A 10,615-nucleotide genomic window follows, 5' to 3' on the forward strand; every position below is an offset into this window, starting at 1 on the left:
GCTAATACATTTTGATAATAAAGACATTGAGAATGTATTATAGAACTCTATCAAAATATGAAAATCAACACAAAACACAGAAGCATTCTATTCTCCAAAAATACTCTCTTAATCTAAGCACATGAATGATAAAAAGATAAAAAATGATAAAAAGATAAAAGCCTGAGTATGAACCCCTACAAAAGAGAGAGCAGAGCAAAAGTCATAAAAGTATCCAGCAACTGTTTACAGTTCAGTATTGGAAAAAAAGAGCACATGCACAGAAATACACTTTTTGTATTTGAATGAATATATTTGTGCTTCCTACAGCTTTATCTAGTCACCCCGCACTTTAACATATATAAGCTGGCATTTTTATGCACCAAAAGAATCAAAAAACAGACTGCTCGCGTTCACCTCTCTTGAAATTTCGTATCTTGCAAAGATTGCCTATGTGTTATGTTACTTCTAATTCTTCAAGCGTATAACCATTCTCCAACCATTCTTTAATCCATTTAGGTCTACGTCCACGCCCATTCCATAGTTCCCATTGGTTATTGGGATTTCTATAATGACGCTCTTTATTCACAAGATCAGCTATATCAATTCCGTGCGCACTAGCAATTTCAAGAATTTTTCGCCGCGCATTTTGCTTCTCTTTTGCTTGCCGTTTTTTTAATTCCACATCAATTTGGGCACGCATCTCTTGTAACTCATCAAAGTTCATATTTTTGAGATCATTCACCTTCATTACTCCCCTTGCAAAAAAGAATTGTATCTTGCCATATTTTTAACACAATTATATACGACTTTTGCCTGCTTTGTTATCAAAATTAAAATTACGATAAATATTTCACTTTGACGGAGATGTGCTTTGAATCACGAAAAAAATTTTATTGGTGTCTCAATTGTCACAACTGTATCCTTTTTCAGTTCAATCGCTGAAATTGGTAATCGAAGCATGAAAAATGCACCGTCTTCTTCTGATTCTCATAAATCAGCGGTCGAAAGTGATTATAAATCGCCATTTTATAAACTATGGCAATATGTGACAAAGAACAAGCCCTCTATATATAATGGCAGTACGAATTATCCTTATAATAAGAAATACTCTTATCGAGAACGAGTTTTTACTTCATATTGGTACTCGCCCAAAGGATTTTTAGAATCAAATAATTATACGAAAAAATCAACTTCGATGGATCTCCAAAAACAGTCATTACTTGATGATGATTTCTCTCTTTGTAAACAAAATAACTCTGATATTGAAGGGCGTAATATATTCAGTTTTACCCCATATCTTTACACAGTCAATCAGATGCTAGCATACATTAAAAGCGGCCTAGAAAGAAATCGAATCTGTGCTCGCAAGGGATATCCTAAGCGAAACAATCTCACTTCGCGCATTTATGAAAATACAATGTGGCAACACTCAGAAAAGCCACATAGAATCGGTATTTATATCGATAAAATTTATCCGTGGGTATATTGCTTATGACTATTTCAGATTTCATTATGCTCGCTGTTGCACATATAACGGTTACAAACCCTGCAACACTTCCCATTGCCATCATACAAGAACTACGGGATAATATCGGTGCAATAAGTGTTAATGATAATCAGAAATTATCATGTCAACCATCCACCTTTGGAAAAACAATCGCAAAAACTAAACAGCCGAAGCAGAGTAGCTATAATTTTGACACAAATTTGGGGCAAACTAGTGTCGAAAATTTAAAATTATTCTCTCTCTCTCTTTCTAGTGAAAATGATCCTTACAAAAATTTTGGGGTTGTACAAACTTTTTCAGAACAATGCAATAAACGAATAACGTCTAAATATAGTTCTGAACAAACTGCATTGCGAACCGTCTTAAGTTTTTACAACACAGAAAATTTTAAGAATGATTTTACCAATGCTTATGTGCAGAACATTGCTTCACATGTCGGAACAACAACTTCTGCTCATGAAAATGAAAGGTCGCAAAAACCAGTACAACTCCATGCAAGAGAACCAGAACGAACGACTAACACAGAGCCTCTTCTTATTTTTCCGGAAGAATTAGCAGATGTATTTACACATAAGGCCGGTGGTGTCCATGATGCTTTTACAGCAGAAGGCGCTCTTCATTGGGAAGGCAGCAGGAGTAATGATTCTCCATCTACGGATTAAAACTACAATTTTGATAGGATACGGAGATGAAAGGTAGCTAAAGAAATATTAAAGCTCTAATTAGTAAGATTAAAAAAAATCTTTTCTAATTGAGGAGCTAAATAATGAAAATGATAGAACAAAACAGTGTTGATAGAGCATTTAATCAAAAAGCAGCACGTGAAATTACAATCATAATGCGCTCAGAAAGGGAATGGTATTTTACGTTTGTGGCAGATGATCCAATAACTGGCAAACCAAATAAGTATACGCTTCTTACACAAAGAGGGAAATTGAGAACGTGGGCTGATCCAAAATATCTCTTTAAATTTCTTCATGAAAGAGGTGTTAGTTATGGAATCTTCAATCTTAATCAGGATGAACGACATGAAACAATCACATATTCTTCAAACAAAATTTCATAATAGTAAAATTATCGCAACGATTGCAACTATAACTGTGTTTTTTATGAACCATCCTGTGTATGCCCAAGCACAGACTTTGGGCAAAGCAAAAACAGCTTTAGAAACACTCCAGACAGAATTAGGTAAAATTATTCCTATAGCCGCTGCCATTATACTTTTGTGCTTAGCAATTGGCTATGCAGGACGCTACATCGAAAAAGATACATTTGTGCGGTGGGCAATCGGCGTTGTCATTGCTGGATCAGCAGCCGAGATTGTTGCAATGTTATTTACAAAAGCATAATGAAAGTGAAACATCAATACACAGTCTGAAATATTATTTTGTTCAAAAAGAAAATTAAATTTCAGTGATTTTGCGCATATCAATTGTAATGCTACTTATACAAAAAATAAAAAGTTCATTCACGCCAACTGTAATCTAAACTAGGATAAATAACATGAAAAAATCAAATATTCGAGCAACAGTTAATAATAAAATTATAACAACTATTGCAATGATAAACATATTTTTTATAATTTATCCTATGTATGTCCAAGCTCAAAATTTGAACAAAGCAAAAGATGCTTTAAATAAATTCAAAACTGAATTGGATGTAATTATTCCTATCGCCGCTGCGGTTATACTTTTGTGCTTAGCAATTGGTTATGCAGGCCGCTACATCGAAAAAGATACATTTGTGCGGTGGGCAATCGGTGTTGTCATTGCTGGATCAGTAACCGAGATTGTTTCGATGTTATTTATAAAACCATAATGAATTAAACTGAAACCAGGATACAATCCAAAATATCAGCTGTAGATAGATCAATAATAATGTCACTTAGTATTGAAAAATCTTATTTATGAGGATTTAATTTAAGAGTAAAAGATGAAACAATTAAATATTTTCCAATCAAAAAATAATAATCCAATCATTGTAATTTCTGCAACTGTAACTGCACTTTTTATAGCTCATCCTGCATATGCAAAACTGGATAATGCTAAAAAAGCTTTGGAAGATTTACAGGATGATCTTATTAAAAACATTATCCCCATTGCGGCTGCGGTTATACTTTTGTGCTTAGCAATTGGTTATGCAGGGCGTTACATAGAAAAGGATACATTTGTACGCTGGGCGATCGGTGTCGTTATTGCTGGATCAGCAACCCAACTCGTCGCAATGCTATTTAAGCCATAATGAATATAACTATAAAAAATATAATATAAAGTGTATTTTTATTATATTTAGGTAAATTGGTAATAATGTCACTTAATATTAAAAATTGAAAAATCTTATTTATGAGGACTTTAATTTAAGAGTAGAAGATGAAACAATTAAATATTTTCCAATCAAAAAATAATAATCCAATCATTGTAATTTCTGCAACTGTAACTGCACTTTTTATAGCTCATCCTGCATATGCAAAACTGGATAATGCTAAAAACGCTTTAACAGAACTGCAGAAAGATCTTATTAATAATATTATCCCCATTGCCGCTGCGGTTATACTTTTGTGCTTAGCAATTGGTTATGCGGGACGCTACATCGAAAAAGATACATTTGTGCGTTGGGCAATCGGTGTTGTCATTGCTGGATCAGCAACCCAACTTACCACAATGCTATTTAATTGATAATGGATATAACTATAAAGGAAAACATAATATTAAAGTGTATTTTATTTATCAGTTGTGGATAGACCAATGATAATTTTACTTATAATGAAAAAATGTTACTTGTGAAAATCTTAATAAGAGTAGAAAATGAAAAAATTAAATAATTTCCAATCAAAAAATAATAATCCGATCATTGCGATTTCTGCAACTGTAACTTGCATTTTTGCAACGCATCCTGCATATGCACAACTGGAGAATGCTAAAAACGCTTTAACAAAACTGAGAGATGATCTTATTAACAATATTATCCCTATTGCTGCTGCGATCATACTTTTATGCTTAGCAATTGGTTATGCAGGGCGTTACATCGAAAAGGATACATTTGTACGCTGGGCAATCGGTGTCGTCATTGCTGGATCAGCAACCCAACTTGTCACGATGCTATTTAAATGAAGCTAATTATAAAGAAATAATGTAAAGTGTATTTTATTCATAACCTTTAGATAGATCGGTAAAAATGCCATTTAATATTTAAAAGTGAAAAGTCTTATTTATTGAGAACCTTAATAGAGCAAAAGATGAAACAATTAAATAATTTCCAATCAAAAAATAATAATCCGATCATTGCAATTTCGGCAACTGTGACTTGCATTTTTGCAACGCATCCTGCATATGCACAACTGAATAATGCTAAAAAGGCTTTAGAAAGTCTGAAAAAGGATCTTATTGAGAACATTATCCCTATTGCTGCTGCCGTTATACTTTTATGCTTAGCAATTGGGTATGCGGGACGCTACATCGAAAAAGATACATTTGTACGGTGGGCAATCGGCGTTGTCATTGCTGGATCAGCAACCCAACTTGCCACAATGTTATTTAATCCATAATGAATCTAACTGTGATATAAATAAATATATAACGTCTATTTTTAGCAGATGTAGATAGACCAGTAATGATGTCGCTTAGTATTGAAAATCTTATTTATGAGGATTTAATTTAAGAGTAAAAGATGAAACAATTAAATAATTTCCAATCAAAAAATAATAATCCAATCATTGCAATTTCGGCAACTATAACTGCACTTTTTATAGCTCATCCTGCATATGCAGAACTAAAGCACGCCAAAGATGCTTTAACAAAACTAAAAGATGATCTTATTACAAACATTATCCCTCTTGCTGCCGCAGTTATACTTTTATGCTTAGCAATTGGTTATGCAGGGCGTTACATCGAAAAGGATACATTTGTACGTTGGGCAATCGGTGTCGTCATTGCTGGATCAGCAGCTGAAATTGTTAAGATGTTATTAGGATAACATAACCATAATGAATTTAATTATAATGGATAATTAATACAAAAAATATTATATCTGTTTGTTGTGGATGTAGCAGTGCTAGATTTTATTTGTGCTGAAATTAAGTCGATATTGTTTATGACAACTTCAACCGTAAGGAGAATAAAAATATGAAGCCATTCAATATTCTTCAGACAAAAGTTAGCAGCAAGGTTCGTACTATTTTTGCAGCTCTGACTGCGTTTTTAGAGATTCAGTCTGCATATGCTCAAGAAAAAACAAATAGCGTAGATATCCTCGTAAGTATGCAATATGGACTAAGTATGCTTGTTCCTATCGCTTGTGCTATTATCCTTTTATTTCTACTGATCCTTTGGGTGTTTCGCATCATAGCAAGGGCTACGTTTGCAAGATGGGCGTTCAGTGTCATCATCGCTGGTGCAGCATTTTATATTAGCAGTATATTGTTTCATATCAGCTAATCGGAGTAACTCATGAAATCACAAAAGCAAGAAGCATTCCCTTTATTCAAAGGAGCAACTCGCGTTCCAACAGTTTGGGGTGTTCCGATGATGCCACTTATCGTTATGGTTGTAAGCGTCGCTGTTTTTGCTATGACAATAAACATCTTTTTGTGGTTTATTGCATTGCCAATGTGGTTCATTATGGCACAGATTGCTAAAAACGATGATAAAGCATTCCGTATCTGGTGGTTGTGGATCGATACAAAATTTCGCAATCGCAATAAAAGCTTTTGGGGTGCATCAAGTTACAGTCCCTCTAATTACCGCAAAAGGAGATAAGCATGACGGCTGTCGAAAACAGCAAACGCCTCGCATCAGAGACGCCAGTAAGCCTATTCATACCCTATTCACACCACATTACAGACACGATTATTTCTACCAGAAACGCCGAATATTTATCGATCTGGAAAATTGACGGCCGTTCACATCAAAGCGCTTCACAAGAAGATATTTTTCAGTGGACTAAAGAACTAAATAACACCTTACGTGGTATTGCATCGGCTAATTTGTCGCTGTGGACACATATTGTCCGACGCCGTGTTTATGAATATCCTGATTCAAGATTTGATCAAATGTTTTGCTATCAGCTTGATGAAAAATATCGGCAAAGCTTCACCGGTTATAATCTTATGGTCAATGACTTGTATCTGACTATTGTTTTCCAACCGATAGCAGATAAAGTTATGTCATTCTTCTCTCAGCATGAACGCGAGACGCTCGATCAAAAAAAAATGCGGCAAGAATCATGTATCAAAGCTCTCAATGATATCAACCGCACCTTAGGTCAATCGTTAAAACATTACGGTGCGGAACTTCTTGGTGCTTATGAAAAAGATGGACATGCCTATTCTTCTGCGCTTGAATTTCTCGGAATGCTTGTTAATGGCGAATACCGACCTATGCCGATCTGCCACGATCGTTTTGCCGACTATATGTCTATCAATCGGCCTTTTTTCTCAAAATGGGGGGCTCTTGGTGAACTGCGTACAATCAGTGGGATACGTCGATTTGGAATGCTGGAAGTTAAGGAATACGATGCGACAACCAAACCAGGTCAACTTAATGTCTTACTAGAAAGTGATTTCGAATTTATTTTAACACAGAGTTTCTCTGTGCTCTCACGACATGCAGCCAAGGATTATTTGCAACGACATCAACGTAATCTTATCGATGCACGCGATGTGGCAACAAGCCAAATTGAGCAAATTGATGAAGCACTAAACCAGCTTATAAGTGGACATTTTATCATGGGTGAGCATCATTGCACATTAACCATCTATGGTGAAACCGTTCAACAAGTTCGCGACTCTATGGCAAAAGCAAGTGCAGCGCTGCTAGACGCTGCAGTCTTGCCAAAACACGTAGATTTAGCCATAGAAGCTGGTTATTGGGCGCAACTACCAGCAAATTGGAAATGGCGACCCCGTCCAGCACCAATTACGTCGTTGAACTTTTTGTCATTCTCATCCTTTCATAATTTTATGTCAGGCAAACCAACTGGAAATCCATGGGGACCAGCAGTCACAATTCTTAAAACAATAAGTAAAACACCCCTTTATTTCAATTTTCATGCTTCTAAAATTGAAGAAGACTCAACGAACAAGCGATTACTGGGTAATACCGCTCTCATTGGACAATCTGGTTCTGGTAAAACGGTATTGCTTGGATTCCTGTTGGCACAAGCACAAAAATTCAGGCCAACAACTGTCGTTTTCGATAAAGACCGTGGTATGGAAATTATTATTCGGGCGATGGGGGGACAGTATCTAACATTCAAACCTGGTCGATCAAGTGGCTTTAACCCGTTCCAACTTCCCCCTACACAAGATAATCTCATTTTTCTCAAACAATTTGTTAAAAAATTAGTGGAAGCTGGTGGGGAAGTTACGCACCATGACGAAGAGGAAATTAACCAAGCTGTCATGTCTGTTATGAGCAGCAACATTGACAGATCACTGCGTCGGTTATCTTTTCTGGTGCAGTTTTTACCAAATCCACATTTAAATGATTATAATGTACACCCATCAGTTCATGCTCGCTTAATAAAATGGTGTGAAGGTGGTGATTATGGATGGTTGTTTGATAATCCCAATGATGCCCTTGATCTCTCAACACATCAAATTTACGGCTTTGATATTACTGAATTTTTAGATAATCCAGAAACGCGCACTCCGGTGATGATGTATTTGCTTTATCGCACAGAAGGCATGATTAGCGGACAGCGTTTCATGTATATTTTTGACGAGTTTTGGAAACCTTTACAAGACCCATATTTTGAAGATTTGGCAAAAAACAAACAAAAGACTATTCGTAAACAAAATGGTATTTTTGTTTACGCCACACAAGAGCCGAGTGATGCCCTGGAAAGCAATATTGCCAAAACGCTGATTCAGCAGTGTGCAACCTATATTTTTCTAGCCAATCCTAAAGCAAATTATGAAGATTATACAAAAGGATTTAAATTAACAGATGCTGAATTTGAACTCATCAAAGGACTTGGAGAGTTTAGTCGTCAATTCCTCATCAAGCAAGGTGATCAATCCGCGCTTGCAGAACTTAATCTCGGTAAATTCCATGTGACCATTGATGGGAAAGCCATTGAGCATGACTTTAGTGACGAGCTCTTGGTGTTATCGGGTACACCTGATAATGCAGAATTGGCCGAAAGCATTATCGCTGAAGTAGGCGATGATCCGACAATATGGTTGCCAGTTTTTTTAAAGCACGTGAAAGCTGACAGGAGAACAACATGAAAAGAATAATTATCTCAGTAGTAATAGCAGTAATTTTTGCAACTCCAAGTACAGCAGTAAGTTTTTTAGGAATAGACGAAAAAGATCTAAGTTTAGCATTTAGCAACTGGAGATCTTCGAATTCATCTAAAAATTTGGATTCATCTCAACAGAGCCTGCTCATAGCTGAACAGAAACTACTTGCAAAAAACAAAAATATACGAGCTATTCTTGATGTACTGAAAGAACAGCTTGAATTAAAGAAAAAACAACTCGCAGAGACAGAAAAAACATATAACTCTATAACAGGAAAAGGAAAATTTAGCGCTATATCAACGAATTATACCAGTTTTTTTCTCAAAAATCCACAATCAGTTTACAGTGAAAATATACCTCAAGATATATTGGCATCATTAGAACAAATTCTACAAGAGGAAAGCATTTCCAATTCTATCAGTGATGCACGTGATTCTATCTATAAACGTAGCCAATACGTAGCAGCCGTCGATAAAGCTACAAGCTTACAAACTTTTCAGGAAGCAGAAAACCGTTTTGATACAATCTCAAAACTGTTAAATCAAATTGATAAAACAAACAATTTGAAAGACATTGCTGAATTAAAAGCGCGGCTTAAAGCTAAACTGGCTATGATTCAAAATGAAGCTGTAAAATTACAAATGGTTGCGTACATGCGCAACGCTGAACGAGCACTTATCCACCAACAAAAGCGCAAACGCAATATGAAAATCCTTAACAGCAAGAATACAGCAATGCCAACTATACAATCTATACGGTAAAGTTTTTTATAAAAACATTGCTGTATGATTAGGAGAGCAACATGAAGAGAATAATTATTATAGCAGCAATAGCAGTAATTTTAGGAACACCAAATGCAGCAATGGCTTGGTTAGGAGCCGGAGCAGCGGACTTGAGCTTACTTTTTCCAACTTTTAATCAACCTGCTTCGAAAAGTCCTCACCCCAAAAAAGAACCGCCCCAAAATTCAAAGCCAGAAAGGGGCGTGAATGGTCCTACGCCAATTATAGATTTAATTAAAGAACAGAATAAAGTAATCAGGGAACAGCTCAAGCATGCTGCAGAGATAAATCGATTTATAATGGAGAAAACAAAAATCAGTGACACACCAACAAATTATACTAGTTTTTTCCTTAAAAATCCGGAATTGCTTTATAGTGAAAATAAATCTGAAAATATATCGACATCATTCAAAAAAATTCTACAAGAAGAAAAACTTTCCAACTCTATCAGTGATGCACGTGATTCTATCAATCAACGTATTCATGACACAGCAGTTATCGATAAGGCTATAAGCTTGAGGACTTTTCGGGAAGCAGAAAATCGTTTTGATACAATCTCAAAACTGTTAAATCAAATTGATAAAACAAACAATTTGAAAGACATTGCCGAATTACAAATACGCATTAAAGCCAAACTAGTTATGATCCAAAATGAAGCTGTAAAATTGCAAATGGTTGCGCATATGCGCAACGCTGAACAAGAACTTATCAGCCAACAAAAGTATAAACGCAATATGAAGATTCTTAACAGCAAAAATACAGCAATGCCAATTATACAATCTATACGATAAAGAACTTTATGATAACTCTGCTTATATTAATCCTCTTTGGTCGTAGCAAGAAAAACCGATGTATAACATTCAGTGTGATCCCAATAATCCTAAAGGAATTAATAAATTTGCACACCCTAAAACAATTCCAATGAAAAGCACCTGTACCAAATTACATAAATGCAAATGACACGTACAATATAAATCAAGATAAATCGATGTTCAAATAAGAATGAAAAAACAAAAATTCGTTAAAGAGGAATGCTATGGACTTCAAAATGTTCACACAACTGTTCAATCATATTGATCAGACAACAAAAACATATGTCAC

At 35.4% G+C, this 10,615-nt stretch carries 16 protein-coding genes; 15 read left to right on the plus strand and 1 reads right to left on the minus strand.

Annotation, left to right across the window (positions count from 1 at the left end):
* Nucleotides 1–436: 436 nt before the first annotated feature.
* Complete coding sequence (locus tag HNQ69_RS06160; protein WP_183229178.1) at nucleotides 437–724, minus strand: H-NS family nucleoid-associated regulatory protein; 288 nt, start codon at nucleotides 722–724, stop codon at nucleotides 437–439.
* Nucleotides 725–853: 129 nt separating this feature from the next.
* Here HNQ69_RS06160 and HNQ69_RS06165 point away from each other — a divergent pair, with 129 nt between their 5' ends.
* The 15 genes from HNQ69_RS06165 (at nucleotide 854) to HNQ69_RS06235 (ending at nucleotide 10,305) form a co-directional block, all read left to right on the plus strand.
* A complete protein-coding gene (locus tag HNQ69_RS06165; protein WP_183229179.1) occupies nucleotides 854–1,477 on the plus strand; it encodes a hypothetical protein in 624 nt (207 codons plus the stop codon).
* Nucleotides 1,474–2,151 (plus strand): lysozyme family protein, encoded by a 678-nt coding sequence (locus HNQ69_RS06170; RefSeq protein ID WP_183229180.1) that lies wholly within the window; start codon nucleotides 1,474–1,476, stop codon nucleotides 2,149–2,151. Before HNQ69_RS06165 ends, HNQ69_RS06170 begins: the two co-directional genes overlap by 4 nt.
* 104 nt (nucleotides 2,152–2,255) lie before the next feature.
* On the plus strand, nucleotides 2,256–2,555 hold the full coding sequence (korA, locus tag HNQ69_RS06175; RefSeq protein ID WP_183229181.1) for a KorA family transcriptional regulator: 300 nt from the start codon (nucleotides 2,256–2,258) through the stop codon (nucleotides 2,553–2,555).
* On the plus strand, nucleotides 2,518–2,838 hold the full coding sequence (gene trwL, locus HNQ69_RS06180; protein ID WP_183229182.1) for a VirB2 family type IV secretion system major pilin TrwL: 321 nt from the start codon (nucleotides 2,518–2,520) through the stop codon (nucleotides 2,836–2,838). The genes korA and trwL (HNQ69_RS06180) overlap by 38 nt, the downstream gene beginning before the upstream one ends.
* A 154-nt stretch (nucleotides 2,839–2,992) precedes the next feature.
* Nucleotides 2,993–3,307: a VirB2 family type IV secretion system major pilin TrwL gene (trwL, locus tag HNQ69_RS06185; protein ID WP_183229183.1), complete on the plus strand. Its 315-nt coding sequence runs from the start codon at nucleotides 2,993–2,995 to the stop codon at nucleotides 3,305–3,307.
* A gap of 114 nt (nucleotides 3,308–3,421) precedes the next feature.
* Nucleotides 3,422–3,730, plus strand: coding sequence for a VirB2 family type IV secretion system major pilin TrwL (gene trwL, locus HNQ69_RS06190; protein WP_183229184.1), 309 nt, complete (start codon nucleotides 3,422–3,424; stop codon nucleotides 3,728–3,730).
* Nucleotides 3,731–3,858: 128 nt separating this feature from the next.
* Nucleotides 3,859–4,164, plus strand: a complete 306-nt coding sequence (gene trwL / locus HNQ69_RS06195) for a VirB2 family type IV secretion system major pilin TrwL (RefSeq protein ID WP_183229185.1) — start codon at nucleotides 3,859–3,861, stop codon at nucleotides 4,162–4,164.
* Nucleotides 4,165–4,293: 129 nt separating this feature from the next.
* Nucleotides 4,294–4,599, plus strand: coding sequence for a VirB2 family type IV secretion system major pilin TrwL (trwL, locus tag HNQ69_RS06200; RefSeq protein ID WP_183229186.1), 306 nt, complete (start codon nucleotides 4,294–4,296; stop codon nucleotides 4,597–4,599).
* A gap of 125 nt (nucleotides 4,600–4,724) precedes the next feature.
* Nucleotides 4,725–5,033, plus strand: coding sequence for a VirB2 family type IV secretion system major pilin TrwL (trwL, locus tag HNQ69_RS06205; RefSeq protein WP_183229187.1), 309 nt, complete (start codon nucleotides 4,725–4,727; stop codon nucleotides 5,031–5,033).
* A 122-nt stretch (nucleotides 5,034–5,155) separates the two neighbouring features.
* The gene (gene trwL / locus HNQ69_RS06210) at nucleotides 5,156–5,461 is read left to right on the plus strand and encodes a VirB2 family type IV secretion system major pilin TrwL (RefSeq protein ID WP_183229188.1); all 306 of its coding nucleotides are present in this window, start codon (nucleotides 5,156–5,158) and stop codon (nucleotides 5,459–5,461) included.
* 149 nt (nucleotides 5,462–5,610) lie between these two features.
* Nucleotides 5,611–5,922, plus strand: a complete 312-nt coding sequence (locus tag HNQ69_RS06215) for a conjugal transfer protein (RefSeq protein WP_183229189.1) — start codon at nucleotides 5,611–5,613, stop codon at nucleotides 5,920–5,922.
* A 12-nt stretch (nucleotides 5,923–5,934) separates the two neighbouring features.
* Nucleotides 5,935–6,243, plus strand: a complete 309-nt coding sequence (locus HNQ69_RS06220; RefSeq protein WP_183229190.1) for a VirB3 family type IV secretion system protein — start codon at nucleotides 5,935–5,937, stop codon at nucleotides 6,241–6,243.
* 2 nt (nucleotides 6,244–6,245) lie between these two features.
* Entirely contained in the window at nucleotides 6,246–8,717 is a 2,472-nt protein-coding gene (locus tag HNQ69_RS06225) for a VirB4 family type IV secretion/conjugal transfer ATPase (RefSeq protein ID WP_183229191.1), read from the plus strand.
* Complete coding sequence (locus HNQ69_RS06230) at nucleotides 8,714–9,493, plus strand: TrbJ/VirB5 family protein (RefSeq protein ID WP_183229192.1); 780 nt, start codon at nucleotides 8,714–8,716, stop codon at nucleotides 9,491–9,493. The genes HNQ69_RS06225 and HNQ69_RS06230 overlap by 4 nt, the downstream gene beginning before the upstream one ends.
* Before the next feature lie 41 nt (nucleotides 9,494–9,534).
* Nucleotides 9,535–10,305 carry a TrbJ/VirB5 family protein gene (locus tag HNQ69_RS06235; protein ID WP_183229193.1) on the plus strand — a complete coding sequence of 257 codons (771 nt, stop codon included), beginning with the start codon at nucleotides 9,535–9,537 and terminating at the stop codon, nucleotides 10,303–10,305.
* Nucleotides 10,306–10,615 lie beyond the last annotated feature (310 nt).

Origin of the sequence: Bartonella callosciuri (genome assembly GCF_014203215.1) — a bacterium.
GTDB classification, from domain to species: domain Bacteria; phylum Pseudomonadota; class Alphaproteobacteria; order Rhizobiales; family Rhizobiaceae; genus Bartonella; species Bartonella callosciuri.